Source organism: Vibrio sp. D173a (assembly GCF_030248475.1).
In genome coordinates this window covers 1-23,429 of record NZ_JAHGAH010000113.1, presented here as the reverse complement: position 1 = coordinate 23,429, position 23,429 = coordinate 1, and the positions used below count along the sequence as shown (strand labels likewise).

At 45.1% G+C, this 23,429-nt stretch carries 24 protein-coding genes and 1 pseudogene; 11 read left to right on the top strand and 14 right to left on the bottom strand.

All coding sequences use genetic code 11. The features are described 5' to 3' along the window. Positions 1 to 17: 17 nt before the first annotated feature. The 3 genes from flgD to flgB are packed head-to-tail and all read right to left on the bottom strand — an operon-like array spanning position 18 to position 1,503. On the bottom strand, positions 18 to 704 hold the full coding sequence (flgD, locus tag KIV40_RS12730) for a flagellar hook assembly protein FlgD (protein WP_005535962.1): 687 nt from the start codon (positions 702 to 704) through the stop codon (positions 18 to 20). Next, a complete protein-coding gene (gene flgC, locus KIV40_RS12725) occupies positions 704 to 1,138 on the bottom strand; it encodes a flagellar basal body rod protein FlgC (RefSeq protein ID WP_005432431.1) in 435 nt (144 codons plus the stop codon). The genes flgD and flgC overlap by 1 nt, the downstream gene beginning before the upstream one ends. 2 nt (positions 1,139 to 1,140) lie before the next feature. After that, on the bottom strand, positions 1,141 to 1,503 hold the full coding sequence (gene flgB / locus KIV40_RS12720; RefSeq protein WP_005432433.1) for a flagellar basal body rod protein FlgB: 363 nt from the start codon (positions 1,501 to 1,503) through the stop codon (positions 1,141 to 1,143). Positions 1,504 to 1,582: 79 nt separating this feature from the next. On the opposite strand from flgB, the gene flgA reads away from it, so the two are divergent. The 4 genes from flgA (at position 1,583) to KIV40_RS12700 (ending at position 3,983) form a co-directional block, all read left to right on the top strand. Then, a complete protein-coding gene (flgA, locus tag KIV40_RS12715; RefSeq protein ID WP_285349521.1) occupies positions 1,583 to 2,380 on the top strand; it encodes a flagellar basal body P-ring formation chaperone FlgA in 798 nt (265 codons plus the stop codon). Positions 2,381 to 2,517: 137 nt separating this feature from the next. Next, positions 2,518 to 2,799: a flagellar biosynthesis anti-sigma factor FlgM gene (flgM, locus tag KIV40_RS12710; protein WP_010645334.1), complete on the top strand. Its 282-nt coding sequence runs from the start codon at positions 2,518 to 2,520 to the stop codon at positions 2,797 to 2,799. 22 nt (positions 2,800 to 2,821) lie between these two features. Continuing rightward, positions 2,822 to 3,259, top strand: coding sequence for a flagellar protein FlgN (locus tag KIV40_RS12705; RefSeq protein ID WP_285349519.1), 438 nt, complete (start codon positions 2,822 to 2,824; stop codon positions 3,257 to 3,259). A gap of 46 nt (positions 3,260 to 3,305) precedes the next feature. Then, positions 3,306 to 3,983 (top strand): lytic transglycosylase domain-containing protein, encoded by a 678-nt coding sequence (locus KIV40_RS12700; protein ID WP_051117070.1) that lies wholly within the window; start codon positions 3,306 to 3,308, stop codon positions 3,981 to 3,983. Positions 3,984 to 4,454: 471 nt separating this feature from the next. Here KIV40_RS12700 and KIV40_RS12695 read toward each other — a convergent pair whose 3' ends face one another. Continuing rightward, a complete protein-coding gene (locus KIV40_RS12695; protein ID WP_051117069.1) occupies positions 4,455 to 4,973 on the bottom strand; it encodes an NUDIX hydrolase in 519 nt (172 codons plus the stop codon). 228 nt (positions 4,974 to 5,201) lie between these two features. On the opposite strand from KIV40_RS12695, the gene KIV40_RS12690 reads away from it, so the two are divergent. Next, the gene (locus KIV40_RS12690) at positions 5,202 to 5,462 is read left to right on the top strand and encodes a DUF333 domain-containing protein (protein ID WP_005535975.1); all 261 of its coding nucleotides are present in this window, start codon (positions 5,202 to 5,204) and stop codon (positions 5,460 to 5,462) included. Positions 5,463 to 5,724: 262 nt separating this feature from the next. Further along, positions 5,725 to 6,402, top strand: coding sequence for a hypothetical protein (locus tag KIV40_RS12685; RefSeq protein WP_038890647.1), 678 nt, complete (start codon positions 5,725 to 5,727; stop codon positions 6,400 to 6,402). 15 nt (positions 6,403 to 6,417) lie between these two features. On the opposite strand, the gene KIV40_RS12680 is transcribed toward KIV40_RS12685, so the two are convergent. Further along, positions 6,418 to 7,254 carry a YdcF family protein gene (locus tag KIV40_RS12680; protein WP_285349515.1) on the bottom strand — a complete coding sequence of 279 codons (837 nt, stop codon included), beginning with the start codon at positions 7,252 to 7,254 and terminating at the stop codon, positions 6,418 to 6,420. Positions 7,255 to 7,398: 144 nt separating this feature from the next. On the opposite strand from KIV40_RS12680, the gene KIV40_RS12675 reads away from it, so the two are divergent. Together KIV40_RS12675 and KIV40_RS12670 are read left to right on the top strand one after the other, a co-directional pair. Then, positions 7,399 to 8,769 carry an L-serine ammonia-lyase gene (locus KIV40_RS12675; protein ID WP_285349513.1) on the top strand — a complete coding sequence of 457 codons (1,371 nt, stop codon included), beginning with the start codon at positions 7,399 to 7,401 and terminating at the stop codon, positions 8,767 to 8,769. Positions 8,770 to 9,143: 374 nt separating this feature from the next. Continuing rightward, a complete protein-coding gene (locus KIV40_RS12670) occupies positions 9,144 to 10,619 on the top strand; it encodes a peptide MFS transporter (RefSeq protein WP_285349511.1) in 1,476 nt (491 codons plus the stop codon). An 84-nt stretch (positions 10,620 to 10,703) separates the two neighbouring features. On the opposite strand, the pseudogene KIV40_RS12665 reads toward KIV40_RS12670, so the two are convergent. Together KIV40_RS12665 and KIV40_RS12660 are read right to left on the bottom strand one after the other, a co-directional pair. Next, positions 10,704 to 12,033: pseudogene (locus KIV40_RS12665) on the bottom strand (Nramp family divalent metal transporter). A 211-nt stretch (positions 12,034 to 12,244) separates the two neighbouring features. Then, entirely contained in the window at positions 12,245 to 12,481 is a 237-nt protein-coding gene (locus KIV40_RS12660) for a hypothetical protein (protein ID WP_005535020.1), read from the bottom strand. Positions 12,482 to 12,686: 205 nt separating this feature from the next. Here KIV40_RS12660 and KIV40_RS12655 point away from each other — a divergent pair, with 205 nt between their 5' ends. Next, entirely contained in the window at positions 12,687 to 13,577 is an 891-nt protein-coding gene (locus KIV40_RS12655) for a LysR family transcriptional regulator (protein ID WP_285349508.1), read from the top strand. Here the strand turns inward: KIV40_RS12655 and KIV40_RS12650 are convergent. The 6 genes from KIV40_RS12650 to KIV40_RS12625 all read right to left on the bottom strand — a co-directional run bounded on the left by KIV40_RS12650 (position 13,574) and on the right by KIV40_RS12625 (position 20,344). Beyond that, positions 13,574 to 14,359: a phosphotransferase gene (locus tag KIV40_RS12650; RefSeq protein ID WP_285349506.1), complete on the bottom strand. Its 786-nt coding sequence runs from the start codon at positions 14,357 to 14,359 to the stop codon at positions 13,574 to 13,576. The two genes, KIV40_RS12655 and KIV40_RS12650, sit on opposite strands and share 4 nt — an antisense overlap. Before the next feature lie 165 nt (positions 14,360 to 14,524). Then, positions 14,525 to 15,394, bottom strand: coding sequence for a LysR substrate-binding domain-containing protein (locus tag KIV40_RS12645; RefSeq protein WP_285349504.1), 870 nt, complete (start codon positions 15,392 to 15,394; stop codon positions 14,525 to 14,527). A 118-nt stretch (positions 15,395 to 15,512) separates the two neighbouring features. Continuing rightward, positions 15,513 to 16,478: an OmpA family protein gene (locus tag KIV40_RS12640; RefSeq protein WP_285349502.1), complete on the bottom strand. Its 966-nt coding sequence runs from the start codon at positions 16,476 to 16,478 to the stop codon at positions 15,513 to 15,515. 609 nt (positions 16,479 to 17,087) lie between these two features. After that, on the bottom strand, positions 17,088 to 18,212 hold the full coding sequence (locus KIV40_RS12635) for a M14-type cytosolic carboxypeptidase (RefSeq protein ID WP_255943243.1): 1,125 nt from the start codon (positions 18,210 to 18,212) through the stop codon (positions 17,088 to 17,090). A 113-nt stretch (positions 18,213 to 18,325) separates the two neighbouring features. After that, complete coding sequence (locus KIV40_RS12630) at positions 18,326 to 19,726, bottom strand: FAD-dependent oxidoreductase (RefSeq protein ID WP_285349499.1); 1,401 nt, start codon at positions 19,724 to 19,726, stop codon at positions 18,326 to 18,328. 258 nt (positions 19,727 to 19,984) lie between these two features. After that, positions 19,985 to 20,344: a DUF3316 domain-containing protein gene (locus KIV40_RS12625; protein ID WP_285349497.1), complete on the bottom strand. Its 360-nt coding sequence runs from the start codon at positions 20,342 to 20,344 to the stop codon at positions 19,985 to 19,987. 542 nt (positions 20,345 to 20,886) lie between these two features. Here KIV40_RS12625 and KIV40_RS12620 point away from each other — a divergent pair. Beyond that, positions 20,887 to 21,798, top strand: coding sequence for a VirK/YbjX family protein (locus tag KIV40_RS12620; protein WP_134976246.1), 912 nt, complete (start codon positions 20,887 to 20,889; stop codon positions 21,796 to 21,798). 29 nt (positions 21,799 to 21,827) lie between these two features. Further along, positions 21,828 to 22,379: an outer membrane beta-barrel protein gene (locus KIV40_RS12615; RefSeq protein WP_285349494.1), complete on the top strand. Its 552-nt coding sequence runs from the start codon at positions 21,828 to 21,830 to the stop codon at positions 22,377 to 22,379. Between the two features lie 91 nt (positions 22,380 to 22,470). Here the strand turns inward: KIV40_RS12615 and KIV40_RS12610 are convergent, their stop codons facing one another. After that, the gene (locus KIV40_RS12610; RefSeq protein WP_285349561.1) at positions 22,471 to 23,376 is read right to left on the bottom strand and encodes an EamA family transporter; all 906 of its coding nucleotides are present in this window, start codon (positions 23,374 to 23,376) and stop codon (positions 22,471 to 22,473) included. Positions 23,377 to 23,429 lie beyond the last annotated feature (53 nt).

Sequence of the window (23,429 nt, the reverse complement as noted above, 5' to 3'; positions counted from 1 at the left end):
CTGATTTCCTTATTTGGTTAAGCACCAAACTGAGTGATTTGATAGAAAGGAACGTTGCCAACGCCTTGAACATTGACCAGTGCTGCGCCACCTGAGCTAGGAATACGAACCTGCTCAACCGTGCCTGCCAGCAAAACATTTGGGCTCTTTTGCCCTTCTTGAACTTCCACCGCGACGGTGTATTTACCCGGCTTCAAACCGAGCTCTTCGGGATTAATCGAGAACTCAACGTCACCCGCACCATGTGCACCTAAAGGCACTTTGGTTGATTGGCCGAACTCATCTTTAACGACTAACGTCACTTGGTTCGAACCGTGTTCTAGCTCAACCTTGCCGCTTTGTACGCCTTCACCAAGTTCAAATTCGTTTGAAGAGACATACACGGTTTGACCAACCAAACCTGCCGTTGAAAGCACCTGCATGTTGTCGAGCAATACCATGCTGTTTTGCATCAGCATCGACATGTTTTCAGTACTTTGAACTTGCGAAAATTGCGCTAGTTGGCTGACATACTCAGTACCATCGAGCGGGTTAAGTGGATCTTGGTTTTGAATTTGCGCCACCATGAGCGAGATAAACTCGTTTTGCAGTGACGTTGCACTGTTCATATCCGATGGGTTCGCAGAAATGCCGCCGGTATCACCACTAGCGGTCGTTGCGACAGGTGCGTCAGAAGAGAGCGCAGTGTATTGTGCAAGACTCATTAATTACCCTGCCCTAGTCGAAGCAGACCTTGCTGCATGCTTTTCACATTCGTCAGCACTTCCACGTTAGTTTCAAAGCTGCGCGTTGCGGACATCATGTCGGCCATCTCTGACACCACATCAATGTCTGGGTAGTACACGTAGCCTTCGTCGTTCGCTAACGGGTTGTTAGGTTCGAAGCGTTTTTCTGCCTGACCCGCGTTCTGCACCACATCCACAATGCGCACTTCCGCATTCGGATAAACACCGTTTTCCGTCGCCATCTGCGTTTTCTGATACACAGTGGCAAACACAGGTTTCAGTGCTTTGTAGGCATCATCCGGATTGGCAGACACCGCGTCGGCGTTGGCAAGGTTACTGGCTACCGTGTTCAGACGAACGGTTTGCGCCGTCATCGCCGAGCCAGTGATCGAATAGATATCAGTAAATGACATGTTTAACGTCCCTCAATCACTTTCGCCAAGCCACTGAATTTCATGTTGAGAAACGTCAGGCTGGTTTGAAAGTCCATGTTGTTTTGCGTGAACTTGGCTTGTTCAACGCCCAGTTCCACAGTGTTGCCGTCTTTGCTGTTTTGGTAAGGCACCGAATATTGCGCCTCAACCTGAAACTTCGGCACCGGTTTGTTCACACTGCCCGCTGACATTTGATTCATCACGGTGGTGAAACTTAGGTCCTTTGCCAAGTACCCTGGGGTATCAACATTTGCTAGGTTACTGGCGAGGACTTTGGTACGCTGAACGCGAAAATTGAGTGCCTCTGGATGTACACCTAACGCATTTTCGAATGTGATCGCCATGCATCTTTCCTTAAAATCGGCTCGAATACACCGAATAACAAAACAAGATGCATGCCATGAAATTTAGCTATATATATCAATGAATTACAAACAAGGAAGGAAGCCTCGCTTCCGGTTTACGGAAACCATTCAAACCAAGGGGAAAGGTCCATTTCCCTCAATCATGCTGCTTTGTGGTTTGGTTTTGAGTGCAAGCTCACTTAGTGCTTTAGCGAATGAGAAAAACCTCACCGCAGACGAGTTAAAAGCCATCGTCGGCGACCAATTTGAGCGAGAGGTGGCGCAAGTGGCACACTCTCGCCAATGGGGTGCTTACCAACTCGACTATCAAATATGGGTGCCAGGCTCTGCCAATCACCTGCCTTTTTGTGACACACCTTTGGCAATCGCAGGACGCGATAATCGCCCGCTGCCTGTTGGTAATTTAAAACGTGCGGTCAGTTGCGAAGACGTTAGCTCTCCATGGAGAATTAATGTGACCATTAAATCGGCGGTGACACTTCCCGTTCTCGTTGCCACCAGTACGATTGGACGTAACGAATCCATCTCAGCCTCGAACTTAAAAACTGAAACGCGCACAATTTCACGCCAAGACGATTTCTTCACAAAAGCAAACCAAGCCATTGGGCTTGAAACCACCCGCCGCATTCGAGCAGGCCAAATCATTGCCCCTACCAACTTAAGTTCGCCGCCATTGATCGAGAAAGGCAACGAAGTGATCATCATCGCCAGCAAGGATGGGTTTAGTGCCAGCACCAAGGGAGTCGCCTTAGAACAAGGCAAGAAAGGTCAGCAGATTGAAGTAGAAAACATCAGCTCTGGCAAGGTGATACGAGCGGTTGTGACAGGGCTAAACCAAGTGCATACCCAATTTTGATTTTGGACTCAGGTTATCATTTTTCGATTTAGATGCTCGTCAGCGTAGGTGAACTTCGAGTACAAAAATAAATATTTAATGTTCATCACACCCTAGTCGCCTATTCGATTTAGAACATGATGATTGAGGACAACAGCATGAAAATCGACAAGGTCGCGGGCGGTCATGTCCCACAAACTAAATTCCAGCAGGCGAGCAAAAAGCCAGTCGACACCGTCGCACAGAGCAAGATTAACGAGCCTACATTCCAAGCGAATACAGCCGCGATCGATCGCGCTCAAGCTGAAATGAAATCCTTACCAGACGTAGACATGGTGAAGGTTGAACAAATTCGTAATGCGTTAGCTCGTGGTGAACTGAATCTAGATACCCAAGCATTATCCAAAGCAGTAATGCAATTTCACACTGGTCACGAGTAACACAACGCACTAGGAGTCATGCATGGCAACGACGGCATCGCAGCACATTCAGAAGTTTGTTCGCTCTATCGCTGAAGACGTCAAACTCTACCAGCAACTATCGGGGCTGATTCAGCAGCAAAAAGCACTGTATTTGAAGTTCGATGGTGAGGCGCTAAACGAGAATATTCAAAAACAAATGCCGATTTTGAATCAACTTGGTCGTTCTGCAAGTGAAAGAAGCCAGTTAATGCGCAAACTCGGATTGCCTTGTAATGAGACCAGTGTGAATCGTATTTTCAATGCCTTGCCCGCCAAGATTGGTACGCAAGCGAGAAAACAATGGACGCTGTTGGGATCCTTGGTGAAACAATGCCAAAAGGACAATCAGAGCAATGGCCAAAGCTCTGCAGCGTTCCAAGAGTTAGTCAGTCAACTCAAACAACCTGTGCAACACACTTATGAAGAGCGTTCGTTCTAAACAACGATTCTCGCTTTGCCTACAGAGTCTTCCGCCATCCCGGTCGATGACTGTAGGCTTTTTTGTTTTTTGCTGGAGCTTCTTGTCTCCATTGACTTTGGCCAAGCCGCACAACAAAACCATCGAGCAACAATTTCAAGTACTCGCTCCTTACCAAACACAAATTAACCAACGTCTCGATTCCGTTAGCCCGCTACTCGATCATATTTTTAAGCAGCTTAAGCAAAAATCTCTGCCCGCAAACTTTGTACTGGTGCCGATGCTGGAATCCTCCTACAACCCCAAAGCCGTCTCGCACGCCAATGCTGCGGGCCTCTGGCAGTTGATCCCTGCGACGGCAACACGTTTTGGTTTGCAAGTAACGAATAGTCAGGATGAGCGTTTTGATACCAAAGCCAGCACGAAAGCCGCATTGGCGTATTTGGCGTTTTTGTATAACAAATTTGATCAAGATATCGCGCTAACCCTTGCAGCTTATAACGCAGGTGAAGGGCGTGTCGCTAGAGCGATAAAGAAGGCTGGCAGTCGAGATTTCAAAGCACTCACATTGCCGAAAGAGACTCAGCAATACGTCAATCGCTTTTACGCGCTGGAACGTTTGGTCAATATTCAGGAACTGCGCACCGATTCTTTCCAACCACTACTTTTGTTTGCGAACCATTCCTCGACCTACACCGAACCGCTTATAGACCTTAGTCGATTGCCCCCACTCGTGGAATTGTGAAAATTCTCACTAAAAGCTACCAATGTCAGAAGCACGTAAAAACACAAGATCCTATTCCGCCAATTTACAAACTCGTGATCTCGATGCAAACGCGTGCATAAAAGTTACGGTAATGTATCTCAAAGATAAGAAAGAGCAGTGGTTTGCTGATAATTTACCAACTTGCACTTGTATATTGCCTAGATATCCATCACATTACGCGTGCAAACAAAGTGAAAACCGATAGTTAGACCTATTAATTATTTACACAACAAATATAAAACAGCTATTGTTTTCACAGATTGATACAAAAAAAACAGAATATCGAGATGACGCTTCGCTTGCGCGTCTGGAATAAGTCCGGGTTCCGGGGGGGAGCTCGGACTTTTTTATTGACTGATGTTTACAAATTGAAACGTTAAAAAGCCGTTTCGTAAACGAAGACCGGAAATTTGAGAAGAGTGAAGAGTACTGTCGCCCAATAAGTGTGAACTATAGAAGCTCTTTCGAGATTAACTGGAGCAAGAAGGTTTCGCGTTCGATGCTCATGCCTTTCTTCGGGCTTTCTGCCATCGTCTTTTCATTGTGCGCGATCGCGTCGTGTACATTCATCCAAACTGGGCGCATGCCATTTTTCACTTCGTAATCCTCATAAGACGTTTCACCCAACTCACGGTCGATCTTGCACGTGTAGCAGTATGACTTCATGTGCATCACATCCGCATCGTCTTTGTACCATGGACGAAATTCTTCGAAGATACCGAAAGGCTTGATGCTGTGAATGTTCTTCGCACCGGTTTCTTCTTCCAGCTCACGTACCAAACCTGCAATCACATCCTCACCGTCATCGATGCCACCGCCAGGCAGCGTGTAATCGTGATAACGCTCTGTGTAAAGAAGCAGGACATCTTCACCGTCTAATACAATGGCGCGCGCCGCATTGCGTTGGAAGATGATTTTGTCATCGAGATGCTCGATGTCTGGGTGCGTAGTAGTTTTCAAATGTCTCATCGCAGATTCCGCTGTGAATGTTTTGCGCGCATACTACCGAAATTCATGCGCATTCCCAAGTTTCAATTTGAGGTCTATTGAAACAACTTTCACTGAACAGTGAGCGAATTCTAAGATTGCACATAATTCCCTTACAAGCTTCGTGCTTTTAACAAACATAAGACAATATTTTTCTGAAACTCTCCTATAATCAACACACTACTCGTTAATCCCATGCGGAGATCAAGAATGAAAAAGACAACTTTAGTAACGGCAGTGGCAGCAGCGATGGTGTTGGCAGGTTGTTCAACTTATGAAGGTGCAACTCGCTCAAATGAATACACAGCAGCAGCAAACCCAGCAGCGGTATACTGCGTGCAACAAGGCGGCGAGCTAGATACTGTTACAGAAAATGGCGAGCGTGTAACGTACTGCCAATTGTCTGAAAACGAACGTTTTGAGCAATGGGAATACTACCGCAACAATCATAAAGAAGATGGCGAATCGTAAACACCGTTAACATTTGCGCAATCTAAGATTACATTATTATCAATAAAGGAGCTTGGAGCTCCTTTTTGTTTACCGTAAATTCCCATACTTTCTGGTACTTACTCCTTTATCCATCAGCCTTACCGCACAGCGACACGATATTGAACGGCGTTTTACTCCTGACATTCCTCTGACATTACTTTCCAACCGGTCAATAAAATTTCTCGCCCACATCACGAAATTTCACGTTTTTTCCACATTTTTATTGGAGCGGGTGGCCAGGATGAAAACAGATACTGTCAAACAAGCCGAATCGGCACAATCCAACCTTGTTGCTGAAAACTCAAAAGTGACTGAAGAGTCAAAACGCATCATCTACAAATCGATGTTGAGTGCGTTGACCATCGTTGCAATTAGTATTCTAGTGAACTTAAGTATCCGCGTGGATTACGTTTTACTAGGCTCAACCTTGGGTGAAACGTCCGTCACTGAAACATTGCAATTGATCATGCTGGCCGTTGCGTCTTGGTCTTTCTTCCGCGTATCTAGACAAGAAAGCCATGTATCCCATGCTGCCATTCTTATCTCAGGCTTCTTCGCTGTATTGATGATCCGTGAGATGGATTACTGGTTCGACATGATTCACCACGGCTCTTGGGTATTCCCTGCTCTTGCAGTAACAGCGCTGGCTTGTGCGAAAGCTTACCAAGGCGGTAAAGGTACCGTAAATGAAATGGCAACCATCTTACAATCACCATACATGAAGCTGCTTATCGGCTCGGTGATCTTATTATTGGTGTTCTCTCGTCTATACGGAATGGGCAGCTTCTGGCAGCACGTAATGGGTGAGCACTACGTACGCGATGTGAAAAACATCTCGGAAGAAGGTATTGAGCTACTTTGTTACAGCTTAATCGCGCTCAGTGCGGTACGCACACGCCGCGAGCTAAAACGTCAATAAGTTACGCTCGCTGACCTAGGTATTTGCCTCAGGATCAAGTCGCAGGTTCAGCGACGTAAGAATCGGATGGAATACCGCTAGCGCTTGCTCTGCGGCATAAACAGAATCATCAAAGGCTGTCATTTCGATGGCCTTTTTCATATCTGCAATTTGCCTTTGAACATATTGTTCTAACTGCAACACTTGCAGCCTCTCTATAGCTCGACGAGCGATTGCTAATGGCTTTGCTCGTACCTCAGCCAAATCACGCTTAAATACGTCACGCTTTACGCCTTCTAGATACACTCGGTAGGTCGTAAGCTCATCAAACAGCAGAAACGCCTCAGCTAACACGCCTGTATTAGGGTAAGGCACACTAATGTGTTTAGACACTTTGAGGGGAATATTGAGGTGAACCCCCATTTCCTCGCAGCGCGATTTCAACACTCTCAATAGGCCTTGTTCGTCCATCAGCGTTTGAATCTCAATAATCCGTTCCAAGTGGTAGTCATTGGAAAGCAGCGTGACTTCAATGGTTTGGCCTGTTTGACAAAGGCCACTCTGTAATAGTTCTGCGGCGGCATTCTGCATGTTCTGCACCGTGTTAAGTGAACGGTTCTCGATGATCACTTGCTGCTCTGGAAAGTCGACGCCTTTTACCTCCATCAGATGACGAAAGTAACCGTACATTGCATCCGCTTCAGATACTGTCTGACTTTGAGTTATCCCGCCACAGAACACCAATGCCGTAGTATCAAAGCACAGCTCGTTTAAAACATTAGACAATGCTTCAACACGGGAGCAGCCCTCAGCGCTTAGCTTATCGTGTACCAAGCGTTTACCCAGAATGATCACTACTTTGTTTAACTTCATTACCGAGATCTCAATTACTCATACTTTAGAGAACAATTTGTATACAAAATTTTGCTTTGCCAATACCCTCTCAGGCATTAACATCTAATTAACAATGTCATTCTAGAGACCTGAATAAAGGTCCGTAGAGAAAGGAAGTCAATTATGCTGTCGATTTTCGATATTTTTAAAGTCGGTGTCGGTCCATCCAGTTCCCACACCAATGGCCCAATGCTCGCAGGTTACCATTTCACTCAACTACTTAGCGACTCTATGGCGAAAGTGCACAAGGTGCAAGTTGACCTTTATGGTTCTTTATCGCTGACAGGCAAAGGTCACCACACTGACCGTGCTACCGTACTTGGCTTGATGGGCAACAAACCCGATACCATCAAGATGACCAGTGCCAAGAGTGCACTGCAACATACCATTGAACATGGCACGCTCTCTGTCGCTGGCGTGCATGAGATCGTGTTTAGTTATGATCACGATATCGTCTTCCACAGCGACAACCTCCCATTGCATGAAAATGGCATGACCATTACGGCTTTTGATGCTGTTGGCGATCAAGTCGCGTTTGAGACTTATTACTCCATTGGCGGTGGCTTTATTGCAACCGCGGCCGAACTGGAAAACGGCAGCAGCGAAGCGGAAGTGCAAGTGTGTTACCCGTTCAAATCAGCCGATCAAATGCTAGAGAAAGCAGAACAAAACGGCTTGAGCTTGGGCGGAATGATCCTGCAAAACGAACGCGCGTTTCGTGAGCAGGAAGAGATCGATCAAAAAGCTGAGCAGATCTGGAAAGTGATGTCGCTGTGCATGCAACGAGGCTTTGATACCGAAGGCATTCTAGAAGGCGGGTTGAACGTAACTCGCCGAGCGCCAAACCTACTCAAAAAACTCGAAGCCAATGCGGCAGTCGAGAACGATCCAATGGAGATCATGGATTGGATTAACCTGTTTGCTTTCGCAGTGAGTGAAGAGAATGCTGCAGGTGGTCAAGTAGTGACGTCACCAACCAATGGTGCTGCCGGTGTTATTCCTGCGGTACTGATGTACTACCACCGCTTCATCAAAGAGCTGGACAACAAACAGTTGAAGGACTTCTTAGCAGTCGCGGGGGCGATTGGTATTTTATACAAAACCAACGCTTCTATTTCCGGTGCAGAGGTAGGTTGCCAGGGTGAAGTCGGGGTTTCGTCTTCGATGGCAGCAGCAGGCTTAACCGCACTGCGCGGTGGCAGTAATGAACAAATCTGTATTGCCGCAGAAATCGCCATGGAGCATTCGCTTGGCATGACTTGTGACCCAATTGGTGGTCTGGTTCAGGTGCCGTGTATCGAGCGAAACGCGATGGGCGCGATGAAAGCCATTAACGCATCACGCATGGCACTGAAACGCACCAGCAAATGTCTTATTTCATTAGATAAAGTTATCGAGACCATGTACCAGACTGGTAAAGACATGAATAAAAAATACCGTGAAACATCACTTGGTGGTCTGGCAGTGATTCATATGGCGCCACCATGCGAATAGCATACTTTACATCAGCTATTGCTAATTAATAATTCTCATTGTTGGCGGACAAAATTCCGCCAACGTCTTCTTTCTTACGCCCAAATTACACCATCTCCTGCCCCACTCTCTATTGCATATTATTTCAGCGACATTTCAAAACCTTAAAAACCACCTCAGAACAATCATCTTATAAATTGTTACTTTTTGGTCATTTATTCACGTAATTTCTAGTTGATCTAGAACAACACATTAGTAACGCAAACGTTTCGCATTAGAAATTTTGGTGCATTAAATTCGTTTTATGCGACAATTGTTTCAATATGTAACATAGCGTTTAAGTAACATTTAACAGAAATAATAACTACCTTTCTCGCAATAGTTAGTATTTAATTATGTGGAATAAACTAAATAAATCTATGATGTTCTGCCAAATGATGTTTGGCTTATCATTTTATGGCGTGTTGGTCAGTCTAACGCGTTTTTTCTTAGAGGATCTGAATTACAACGAAGCTGATACCATGATGATCGTGGGTGCCTTTTCGGCGATTGGCCCCCTATTTGCGATTGCTGGCGGTTTCATCGCTGATAAATTTTTAGGTGCTTACCGTTCTCTATCGATTGCCTTCCTAGCATTCGCATCTGGTTACGTACTGCTTGTTCTTGGGGCTTCGGTAACCAACGTACCGCTTTCTATGTGTGGTATCGCACTAGCAAGTTACGGCCGTGGTTTAATGTCACCTTCTTACCCTAGCCTGTACAAACGTACCTTTAAGTCTCAAGAAGATTTCGAGAAAGGTTATCCAATCAACTACTCAGTGAACAACGTGGGCGCTTTCCTAGGTCAATACTTGTTCCCAATGATTGTGCTGATCATCGGCTTTAATGGTGGTTTCACTATTTCAGCAGTGATGGCTGGCGCAGCATTGATTATGCTACTTGTGTTCCGCAAAGGGTTGGTTGGCGTTGCTTCTGATCTGGATCGTCAAAGCGTAAGCATGAGGAACTGGATTTTCTTCGCGATCATCTCAGCGGCAATGATTGCACTGGTATTCTTCATGTTCTCTAACATGGATATCGGTCAAAACATCGTTTACGCCATCGGCGGTGCTGCGATTCTTTACTTTGTTTCTTTGATGTTGAAAGCAAGCAAAGCGGAATCATTGAAGATGGGTACCATCCTTATCGTTACCTTCCTAACCACGTGTTTCTTCGTTTACTACGGTCAAATGATGACTTCAATGAACATGGTAGCGATCAACACACTAAAAGGCTCTCTGTTTGGCTTCATTCCACTAGAGCCTGAAGCTGCAATGGCAATGAACCCGCTATGGTGTATGGTTGGTGGCCCTATTGTTGCTGGCTTCTTTGGCATGCTAGAAAAACGCGACATTCACCTGTCAACAGCAACTAAGATTGCATTGGCATTCGTGCTAACCGCTATCGCATTCGGCATCCTAACCTTCGCGGTAACGACCGTTGGCGAAGACGTCATTATCATGCCTGAGATCTTCCTAGCGATTCACTTCTTCCAAGCGATCGCAGAAGTTATCGTAGGTTCAATGGTCGTAGCATTCATCCTATCGGTTGCACCTAAGCACATTGAGAACTTCTCTGTAAGCTTGTTCTCTGTAGCTATCGCGCTAAGTGGTATCGTTGGTGCCGCGTTCTCGACTTCTATCGCACTAGAAAAAGGTCAAGAGATCACCCAAGAGATCGTACAACACGTTTACGGCGAATACTTCCAACTGCTGACTATCCTAGCGGTTGTGATGGTTGCGATTGCCTTGGGCGCATCATTCATCATTCGTAAGATGCTTGAAGCGGCAAAACAAAGCGAAGCTGAATTGGAAATGGTTGAGCAAAACTAATTACCCATTTCACTTAAACACAAAAACGGAAGCCCAGTAGCTTCCGTTTTTTTATCGACAGAGTTTGTTATCAAAGCGCAATTGCTACGCTATAAGCGTTACCATTAAGTAAGCGTTTAATGCCAATACCAAAGAAACAATCACCACACCAGCATAAGACACCCATTTGTTGTTTTTGAACTCCCCCATCAAGCGTTCACTGTTGGTAAAGATAAGCAATGGGATAATCGCCAGCGCAATACCGAAGCTCAACACCACTTGGCTCATCACCAAGATATCTGTGGTGTTCATACCCAAACCAATCACCACAAACGAAGGTGCCATAGTAATAAAGCGTCTAACCCACATTGGGATAGAGAAGCGCACAAAGCCTTGCATCACCACCTGACCTGCCATTGTACCAACGACGGTAGAAGACGAGCCTGAAGCAATCAACGAAACACCAAACAACACAGAAGCAGCTTTACCTACCAATGGCGTTAGCGTCATATATGCTGTTTCAATTTCCGCCACATGTTGGTTGCCTGAGTAATGGCGTTAGCGTCATATATGCTGTTTCAATTTCCGCCACATGTTGGTTGCCTGAGTAATGGAAGACCGCAGCTGCCATCGCCACAATTGCGATATTCACAAAGCCTGCAATCACCATCGCAATCAACACATCAAAGCGAGTGGTACGAAGGCGAGTTTTTGTGCTTTCACCGTAACTGTTTTTGAACAATGCTGAATGAAGATAAATCACATGAGGCATCACTGTTGCGCCAAGAATACCGGCAGCCAGGTAGATTTGGTGCGAATCAGTAAAAGTTGGAGTTAGCAGACCTTTGACCATTTCACCGCCCGCAGGGTGCGCAAAAAATAGTTCAGCAATGTAGATAACCGCCACCAACATCAAAAGTGAACCAATCACCACCTCTAGTGGTTTTTGACCTTTCTGGTTAAGCATCAGAATCATCACAGTAGCAACTGCAGTGATCATCGCTCCTTCCATCAAGCTGATGCCAAACACCAACTGAAAGCCCACGGCCGCACCGATAAACTCGGCAAGATCTGTCGCGATCGCAATGATTTCCGCTTGGATCCAGTAGAGGCCTACTGCCCACTTATTCGGTAGGTGGTCACGTAAATGCTCTGCGAGATTTTTGCCTGTGACAATACCTAGCTTGGCGGATAAATACTGAATCAACATCGCCATTAGGTTCGCCCATAACACTACCCAAAGTAGCTGGTAACCAAATGAAGATCCCGATTCAATATTCGTCGCAAAATTGCCTGGATCGATGTAGCCAATCGCCGCAATAAATGCAGGACCAAGCATCATTAATTTACGTTTGACTTTGATAAAAGCCGGAACATTTGATACTGCCGCGTCCTCTAACTGTATGGATGCATAATTTATCGATACATTACTCATAGCGGTATTCCTCTCTATTGATAATAGAACCACACCCAAAACTAAATGATAATCAATATCATTTAGTTTTCTAAAAACGGTAAATAATATTTCAGCAATTATTTATTAGTTCTCGAGAAACAAAAGCTATCAAAAAATTTTTATTCGGTAGAAACAACAATGCCGCGTTAGACGCGGCATTGAGGCTGAGCTTGATTCTATGTTTTGTCGTTTAATCGCGGCGGCCACGTAATTGAATCGGTTGATTAGAGGCGTCGGTTTGAATGACCACACCACCGTTAGTATTTTCATTTCGGCCCTGAAGTGCTAATTCAGAACCCACACGTCTAACTTCAATTCGGTTTTCTTGACTCATTGTCATATCAATTGCCCCTGTAAAGGATCCATCACTAGCGAATGCCACATTTACACAACAAACCATTAGGCCTAGTGCGATTAGTTTTTTCATACTCCACCTCGATATCTAATTACATCATTTCGATGGAGAGACTTTAGCAACGTACGTTTTGTAGCACGAGGAAAACCCAGATTTACCAAATGGAAATTCTCATTAAAAAGCGCTTTTTACCAGAAACTTAGAATTGACTATCACCTGTCTTTTATTACGAAAGGCGGAGTTATGATGCCATAGCAACATTGGCTGGAGTAGAAAAATGACAATCAATCTGGATATGCAAAACGTCTTGGTGTTAAAGCGTATGTATGAGTTACGTAACATGCGTTTAGTGGCAGAATCCCTAGGAAAAACATCTGGCGCCATCAGTAAAAATCTCACCAAAATGAAAGTGAAACTGGATGACCCCCTTTTCATTCAAACCAAAAATGGTTTTGAGCCGACCTCCTTTGTTGAAGCCAATATGCTGCACTTCGAGCAGATATTAACGAGTCTCGATGCAATTCAGCCCCAAGAATTTTCACCAGACCTTTACACCGGAGAAATTATCGTCTTCTCAAATACACTCTTTTGGGACCGATACGGTGATAAGCTCTATCTCAAACTACTCGAGCACGCTAAAAATGCGAGCTATAAATTTTTAAGATGGGGAGCAGATACAAAGAACCGCATCATAGATGGAGAGAACGCAGTTGCGATTCATTACTTCGATGAAGACCTTCCCCAGTCTATTGCTCAGCAAGAGTTAGGCAAGGGCAAAGCAGTATTCTTCGTTAGAGAAGGTCATCCAGCTCAAGACTTCCAGTCCCTAGAAAGTTACCCATTTTTGCTATTTAACACACCTGGCTGGAACGATCACAAATACCCATTATTGGATCGTCTGAAGAACATAGGCTTTGATGTGCAGCCCAAAATCGAGGTAGAGCACCCTGCAATGATCCACAGTATCATCATGAAAACTGATCACTTCGGTATCACCATGAGCGGTCATGTTCCCGAATGTTGTCGAAGTATTGATCTACCAAATGGACTCGAACTTGGCGTAAGTTTTGTGATGAGTTGTCGTCGCTCACAACAATATTCCCCTAAAACCAAGTGGCTTTTTAACGTAATTCAATCGATCATCAACCAATATTCCAGACAAGATTAGAACTTGATTTCACCGAGCACACCAAGTGTGATGGCTTGTTGGTGTTTGTTGATGTATTCAATATCCTGCAAATACGCTCGGTGATGACCTTCTTCCAAATTAGCTTGGAACTGAGTATCACCGCTGGCGGCCATTGCGCGCATGTGATCAACTAAAGCCGTCAAACGTAATGTCATCATTCCTACTAATTCTTCACGCTCTAATCGGCTGCAACCATAGGCATCGCAAAAGATCTTCGCTCGACGAATTTGCTCTTCCAGTGTACCCATTTTGTCATTTTTATCGGTTTTGAAGGGTGCCCAACCGTAAATCGAAAAAGCAATATCCCAGATACGTGGGGCTGGGTGCGCCGTATCAAAATCAAATACCCCCACTACAACATCGTCTTCTAACGCCACGTTATAAGGCATGAAATCACCATGACAGATCACCTCTTGCGGCGAGCGGGCGGGTAGCATCCAATGATGCACATCTTGTGTATTTTTCTTGAGGAAACTTTCTGATGCATCATGAAAACGACGAAGCAACTTTGCTGCAGATTTCAATGCGGTCAGTGAGGCAATTTCACCTTCGAGCGGGTAATTGTAGGTTTCTCCTTCCACGAAAGTCAGTAGCTCTTTTCCACCCTCAATTGCAATCGCCTTTGGGCATGCCGTAAAGCCATGACTATGTAGGTGTTGGAGTAATTGATGAATTGTCATTGTCCAATGACTGGCAGGTCGACTGACTCGATCGCCCTTGCGATAAATGGCATTCTCCCTGCCCCCTTCTAACGCTTCCATAACAGCTCCTTGATAGCTAGAGCACGAGCTCCGTGAGTGATGACGACATGAAACGTACTCGATCATCTTAGCACTCGAATTCTACTCATGAAGGCTGATAATGTTTCAGATTGTTAGCTTAATCGCAGTCATTATTTGTCTTGTGATTGAGCCCTAAAATTGCGCTTATAAACTTTGCATAACCCAATCAACAAAAGCTTTCACATGAGGCTTTTCTTCATCTCGAATGATCATGTGATGAGCTCCTCGACTTGGCATCGACCACTCACCGACTTTCACTAATGTGCCTTGCTGCAAGTGATCTTCAACGAGCAAATCACGCACCAACAACACGCCAAGCTGATTCACAGCAGCTTCAATGGCGAGCAAAGAGTGCTCGAATTCCCCCGTTAGTTTTATGCTTGTGCCTTGATATCCTTGCTGTTCCAGCCAACATTGCCAAGTTTCCTGATAGCCACCCGTCGCGAGCTTTGGTAAGCGAATCAAATCGGCCAAATCACGGACAGGATTGAGATGCAAAAAGCCTGGGCTTGCCACAACGATCCAGTTTTCTCGCGTCAGTTGAATCGCTTGTTGGCTTTGCCACTCTCCATAACCATTGATGATCTCCACATCCGCAATATCGCTGTTACTTGGCATCGCGTTAGCCGTAGTAGAGACTTTGAAGCTGATTTTAGGATGTTGACGGTGAAAGTCTGCCAAGCGCGGCATGAGCCATTGAGAACAGAAGCTGTGTGCCACATGTAACGTCAGTAGTGCTTGTTGTTGTCTAGAGAACAGGTGCTGAGTTGCCGCAGATAAGCTTTGGAAAACATGACTTACCACAGGTAAATATCCATGAGCAGCTTGAGTCAGATTGAGCTGGGCGCCATTACGTTCAAATAAGGTAGCATCCAAATACACTTCGAGGGATTTAACTTGCTGACTCACCGCCGCACGAGTGACATTGAGCTCCTCTGCCGCCTTGGTGAAGCTTTGCAATCGAGCGGTCGCTTCAAACGCTTTCAGAGAATTTAATGGCGGTAGGTTTTGCATATCAGGCTCCAGACAAACTAGTAGAAGATACTATGACGGAGCTGTGACAAATTAATGAAGGGAAACAAAAAAGCCAGCGTCAAACGCTGGCTTTCAAAGTCACTGATTCAATAACGAATTATTGAGCAGCTTCTTCAGTTTGGTATTGGAAAGCTGGAACAACAACTTCTACACGACGGTTCTCTTCACGACCTTCGCGAGTTTCGTTGCTAGCTACTGGGTTAGCTTCACCCATACCTTTAACAGTCATGCGGTCTGCAGCGATACCTTCAGCTTGGAAGTGCTCAGCAACTGCTTGTGCACGCTTCTCTGTTAGCTGTTGGTTGTAAGCTTCAGAACCAGTTGTGTCACTGTAGCCGTTGATTTCAACTTGAGCTTGTGGGTAAGTGTTCATTAGCTCAACAGTACCGTTGAACGCAGAAGCGTCTTGTAGTTCAGCGCTTTCTAGGCCGAATTGTACTGTTGTAGATTGAGCTGGGTACTCGTTCTCAACGATGCGAGTCGCTGGACGAGTTTCAACTACTTCTTCTTGAACTACTGGCTCAGAACCGAACTTGTAGTTGAAGCCAATACCGAAGAAGTCAGCATCCATGTCGTCGATGATGTCATCAGACATGTCTTGGTAACGTTGGTACTCAGCGCGTAGGCTCCAGTTGTAGTTGATTTGGTATTCAGCACCTAGAGAGCCAGTTGGTACGAAATCTTTCTCGTCACCAGCCATCATGTACGCAGCACCTACTTTAGCGAATAGGTTCCAAGAATCATTTAGTGGTAGGTTGAACTTAGGAGCAAGAGTCAGTGCCCATAGGTCACCATCAACTGTGTTTAGGCCAGCTTTGTTGAAGTTAGCAGTGAAGTTACCTAGGTAATCTACGCCGTATTCAGCAGCTACGTATTCGTTGAAGTTGTAACCGATGTGCATGCCAGCAGCAAAGCTGTCGTCATCACATGGCGCGTCTAGGTGGCATGCGTCGTTAAGAGCGTTGTAACCTAGCTTACCGCCGATGTAAGTGTCAGCAAGAGCAACATTCGACATTACGCCACCAGCTAGAACAGTAGCCACTACAAGAGCGATTTTTTTCATTATTTTTACCTTTAATGCGAAGGTGACCCGACTACTCTCTTACCACCTTAAAGCGGTCATCACGACAGTCAGTACCTACACTGTTTCAAGTGATTACAAATTACGTCAACAATCTGAACTAATTCACCTTAACGATGTCTTAACTTGAGATTATCCATTAAACCATTGATTAAGATGCTCATCCGAAGATTTCCAAGTTTTGAGCACACTGCTTTACCAGCGCATGAACAAATTGAGTCAATCTCTTAAAGCACTAAATTCCGAAGCAAGGATTATCCAACTTAATTTGCATACATACATAGCAGCTAAAAGAAACTTTTAGTTGCAGTGCCTACATACAGACCGGATACATATGATTTGTAAATGGTTGAGATTAGATAACTTTTGTGACGTAAATCTCAAAAGCGACTTTAACAGAACAATTCTCTTTATCATAAATTAGATTTATTGTCGTAACGATTAGTTTTTCTAATCAATGGCCACGTAAGCACCAGAAACTGAAGTATTTTTGTTTTAGGTGACGAAAAAATTGACACAATCCACACATAAGGCAAGGAAAAAACCTACAAAGAACACAGCTCGCGAAGTGCGAGCTGTGAACTAAATGGCTTAAATCTTGTCCGAAACCGCCAATGTTGCAGCCAAAACATCCTGTCCAAACAACACACTACGTTCTGGTGACCAACCGTAAAGTGGGTCTGGATGGTTGTTATTATCTTTGAATGGCATCTCGATTGTGTAAGACAAACACTTGAACTGCTCCGCCACCCAATTAGAGCCAACCGTCAGATTCGCTTTACCCGGCTCATCTTTGTCGTAGCCGATCTCGTCTTGGAACTCTGGTGTAATCGTCAGAAGTGCTTGTTTAAACGCGTTTTCCAACTCTGCCATACCTTCATCATAAGAAGGAATACCTTCAGAGCCCGCCACAAAGTTGTAAGGGATAGCTTCATCACCATGAATATCTAGGAACATATCCACGCCAGTTTCTAGCATGCGCTCACGAACCAAGAAGACTTCTGGGCTCTTTTCCATTGATGGCGTTTGCCATTCACGGTTTAGGTTTACGCCAACCGCGTTAGTACGTAGGTGACCACGCACACCGCCATCTGGGTTCATGTTTGGTACTACGTAAAGTACTGCTTTTTCAAGCAATGCACGCGCAACCGTGTCGTTCTCATCGAGCAGACGTTGGATCATGCCTTCCATGAACCATTCTGCCATCGTCTCACCTGGGTGCTGACGTGCAATCATCCAGATTTTCTTTTTGCCTTCTTCTGGCTCACCGAAAGTAAGCAAGCTCATGTCATTGCCATCTAGCGTATGACCAAGCGTCTCTAGTTGGCAGTGGTGCGCGCTTTGTGCCATGTGTAACAGGTCTAGGTGACGGTCGTACGTGTAAGGTGCAAAGTACGCGAAGTAAATTGAGCTGCGCTCAGGGATCACAGTGAAAGTCAGCGTATCGCCATCAAAATCTGCCGGAACTCGGAACCACTCTTCACGATCGTAAGACGCAACCACGTCGTAACCTTGCCAACCTTCCGGGTAAGCTGATTTCGCAAGATCAAGAAGTTTGATGGTGTGTGATTGCTCGGCTTCTGTCTCTAGACGGAAGTGGAACCACTGGTAGAATTCCGACATGTTGTCGTTAGGAATTTTGAGTTGAATGTCGTTTTTGTCGTCCGCTTTCACTACGTGAATGCTGCCGCTGTCAAAATTGCTGAATACTTTCATTTTATTACTCACCTTTTGCATCTGAGCTTGAAAGACTGAGGCTAACACAAAGGCAAGAGGTGTCTCTAACACTTTCACCTCTTCCCCATCTGTTTGCGATCAAAATATTCAGTTTAGTCGAGCTTATCCGCTTTGCCTGCTGGCCCCGCGAGTTTGGCTAGCCACTTATCCCAGATAAATGGTGTTTTATCGTTATCTTCTGCTTCCTCTTTGCGACGAACCGCGTTGCGCACCATCATTGCGCCCGTCCAACGAAATGGCTCTGGTGGGAAGTGCCCTAGAGGCCCTTTGGCTAAACCGCTTTTCGTCCATTCGTTTTCTAGCCCTAATACCAATGAAGATAATATCTTTCCGCCCATTCGCGTCTGCGCAACCCCGTTACCCGAATAACCAAAGCCATAAAAGATATTGCTTTGGTTATCTAGCTCACCGAAGAATGGAAAACCGGTAGCGGAACGATCCGACCCGCCTGTCCATGAATAAGCGAACTCAGCCCCTTTCAAGCGCGGAAACAACTTATCGAACGACTTACGCAGTAGATCTTGATAGCTCGTTGGCTTGTTGAACATCGCATCAACGCGGTTGTTGAAAGAGAACTGATTACCACCTTTCCCTAACATCAAACGGCCATCTGGCGTATCTCGGTAATAGTGCACAAAAATGCGAGAATCTAAAACGCTAGAGCCGGCCTGCCAACCAGATTGAGATAGTGCGTCGCCAAGCGGTTTAGTGATCACCATATCGGAAGAGACAACGGCAATACTATTTTTGAATTGCTTAAATTGCTCAACCATCCAAGCATTTAATGCCAGCACGACTTGCTTAGCCTGAATACTCCCTTTAGGCGTAGAAACAGTGGCCGGTTGCCCATAATCTAAACGGGTCATTGGCGTATTCTCATAGACCTCAACCCCCAATTCGATTGCAACACGTCTTAATCCTCTCGCTAATAAGGCGGGTTGAACACTGGCTGCGACTGGAGAATGAAAGCCCTCCACATTGCGCGGCGATCCCGTACTAGCACGCAACTCCTCAAATTGGCAACGACGCCAACTGTTCACATCCAAACGCTTTAGCTCATCCACAACAGGCTGCATTCCCCCCATCTGAGCTTGGTTGGTTGCGGTGTAATAAACCCCTTTCAACGATAATTGCGCATCGATCTTGTGCTGCTGACAAAAACCGTCGATCTCTAGCACTGCTTGCTCCGACTCTTTTACCAACCAAGCGGCGTGTTCTTCACCGAATAAGCGTTTCAAGGTCGGAAATTTTGTCGACCAAGTCAGCATGCAACCGCCATTTGCGCCGGATGCACCACTGCCACACAAGCCTTTTTCAATCACAACTACCTGTTTTTCTGGCGATTGCTGCTTAATCATGATCGCAGTCCAAAGGCCTGTGTAACCACCGCCGACAATAGCGACATCTGCTTGGATATTTTGTTGAAGTGGTATTGCGGTTTCCGGCGGCTCAATTTCAAGTGCTTGCTTAAACCAATATGAAGGGTGAGTCATTCGATATCCTTTGTAAAAGTGACGCACACAACTGTGCTTTATCACCACTTTACAAACCTAGCGAATATCCAACGAGCAAGAAAAACTTACGCTGAGCGTTAGAAAATATTTATTAAATATTATATTCACAAACACATTCACCAAGAATATATATTTTAATAAAAAAAGGGGGAGCAAGTGCTCCCCAAAAATAATAGAACGAATATACAACAAGGATTAAACAGGCAATAGAGTTATAAATGCTAGCGAATAAATAAATTAACGGTTGCCAGGTTCACGCATACGGTATTCGTATTTCACATTTAATATTGGTTGATATGCGATTTGACCATTGTCTTGTAGAAACTCATCAACCGTTACTTTCGCATTGGTAATAGAGAAAGACTGGCGGTCTACGATATCAAATGAGCTTTTGAATTCGTCTCTGAGCTGCGCCGAGGACTTACTTTGATAGTCCTTAATCATTTCAAACCCCATGTCGTAAGCCGCTTGCTTACTATCAACAACCTCACCTTGGATAGTTTTAATGTTATTGGTCCATTGGTAACCACCAGCAATCGCAGCGAGTGGTGTAGCAGTGAGTGCGATAAGACTTGCTAGAGTAATTGAACGTTTCATAGTGTGCTCCTTTACTTACCTTTTAAATATCGAGTTCCAAATGCTCAACGAATGTAGAGTACCTATAGAGACCTAACGCCAATCATATTAATTTCAGAATTTTTTAATTAATTTAAATTTAAGTATAAACGTGTTTCAGGCTCGATTTTTGCTAATAATTTAATATAAGAAAAACAAATAAAAACCAGACATTAGGATTTTCTCAATTCCAGTGATGCGGGTTTTCGTTTTTACTCACCTGTTTTAATATACCTAAACGCTATAAATAGCTTATTGCGAGAATAAGCACCTTTACTCCGACGATTTGCTTGCCTTAACTCTCTTACGCAGTGTCATCCTGACACTCTCATACTAAGCCTTACAATATCTCTTCTGATTTTTCTCATAGAATCTCACCCAAAAGAACACTGTTCAAAACTTATACCTGTCATCGCCTGAGCAAAACGAGTAACCATTTTGATTGCCCTCCTTTCGCGCTCCTCAACCAGCGTTCATAGCCACTTTGACAGAGCCAACACTTTTGGAAATGAGACTGGAGTGAAATGACCATGAACAAATCTATCCTTGATCACTGTAGAACCATTTATTCCGATGAATACGCTGACATTTATCGTCCAATTTGGACCTACCGCGTAAAATTCATCGCACGTGCTTTATTCTACAGAAAGTCGTTTAAGTACCTCGCGGACAACATTGAAGCATCACTGCTTGAACTACTTTGCACTCGTACACATCGATTCTTAGAGAAGCCATTTCGTCCTTACATTATTAAGAATGGACCAGCTTTCGATCGTTCAACGCTTGTGGTTGATCACTACAACACAGTGTCGAAACTCGTCTCGCCTGAACTGATTCATGAGATCTACACCGATACTGAAGGTCTAACTCTGACTTCATTTGAAATTGACAACATCTTGTACTCAGTTCGCTTGGTTTACGAAGCGCGTTACCAAAAGGAAGGCGATATGAGCTTGGTGCTTCATAGCCAAGAAGATGGCAACTTCTACACCCTTTCTTTCTGCTTGGGTCATGAGAATGGCAAACGATTCATCATGATTGGTGGTTTACAAGGGCCACGTAGCTGTGAAGAAAACAACGCAAAAATCAAAAAGCTGACGCGTAAGTTATACGGTCAACGCCCAAAAAGCTTGATGGTTGGCTTGCTATCGATCGTTGCGCAGGTTTGGGGCATAGAAACATTGTTGGCAGTGAAGACTCAATCGCACACTTACGCAGCTAGACGCTACAGCAAAGGACGAATCAAAACCGACTACGACGCATTATGGATTGAATTAGGCGGCACCGAATACGACCGTCACTTCTACTCTATCGACGTGAATGCACCGCGTCGCGACATCGAAGGTATGTCTCGTTCTAAACGTTCTATGTATCGTCGTCGTTATGAATGGCTAGACAACACTAAAGCAACATTCGAAGAAGTATTAAAAAGCTAACACGCTAAAAGACTCAGGAGAAACGTCCCATGCGTTATTCATTCGTGACTGCTTTGGTGTTGTCGACCTTTTCGTTGTCAACCTACGCAGCAACCAGTACACATGTCATTGGCACCAACCTAGGTTACGGTATGGTCAACTACGACGCGCCTACCAGCGAAGAGTCTGGAGACATGTTCTTAGGTGAGATTTATTATCGCTACATGCCAACGCATAACTTTGGTATCGAAGCAGGCTATAAAGGGGCGTTTGATGGTATCGGCTCGATACTCGTTAGCCCAATTTCGGAAGTCACCAACACCAGCTTCTCTGGCCCTCGTTTGAGTGGTTACGCCAGTTACCCGCTTGGTGCTGGATTCGAGGTATACGGAAAAGCAGGCATGACTTACTACACGCTGGCGTACACCTATTCAGTTAACGATCAAAGCCGTGATATTGAGAAATCGAGCCTATGCGGTGAAGCTGCCGCTGGCTTAGGTTGGAGCTACAAGCATTTTGGATTGAATGCTGAGTATGTGTACTCGAAAAACAGCGATTTTGATTCTGGTGGCGTGATGTTCGGCGCACAATTGCGTTTCTGACGTCAGCTATACCTACCCCTTCCCCCAAAAACTAAAAAAGAAAAAGGCAGCGGTTGCCTGAGTCGTTGCCCTTTTCTTTTATCAATATGGGTCAGTTCGTCAGCGCAAGAATGATCCCCGCCACGATAGAAGTAACCCCAAGCCCTCGGGTGAGATACCATTTCTCAGACAGAAACCAAATCCCCATAAAAAATCCAAACACGATGCTGATTTGCCTTAGTGCCACCACCAAACTCACGTTGTCTGTCATGGTCATCGCAAACAGCACCAAGCCGTAGGTGGATGCCATCATTACCCCTGCCATGCTGGCGGTTTTGCGGATCTGCCACGCGGTCTTAATCTCATCTGGCTTGCCCGTAACCAAGCACCAAACAAGGGTTGGAATACCTATCGCCCAAAACTGCACACCCAAGTAGAAGATCGCACTGTACTGATCATTCAAGATCTCTGACGCTTGTTCTGTAAGTAAGCTCAGTGCCTCTTTGTCGACCACTGAGTAACCCGTTGTGCCTATTGCGGCAATCAATGCCCAGAACACACCGACATTCCAATAAGAGCTCAACGTCATTTGACGAAAGTTCGTCAGTGGTACCAGCATACAGCCAAGGGTTATCAGCAAGAATCCAAGCCACTGCTGACTGGATAATTCATGCCCCAATGCAACACTGATTGCGCCGACCATCATCACAGGCAGCGCCCGAGCAATCGGATAAACCACACCCATATCTGCGTGCTTATAAGCGACAATCAAACCGACCAGATAAACCATTTGTGAAATGCCGCTAATGAACAGCAATCCCCAAAATTCACTCGGTAATGATGCCCAACAAATGGTTACCAAATACCAAATCAAATAAGGGGTAAGAATGAAACATGCAGAAAAGCTGGCCGCCATGGTAAACGCGAGTCCAGAGCCTGAGTTACTTTTACCAAGGATATTCCAGCCCGCATGGAGAACAGCAGAAAAAACAACGAGACCAATCGCCAACAAATCCATTTCAATGTTCCTGTCTGAATAAAATAAAGGCCCCGAGATGGCTGTCTCTTGAT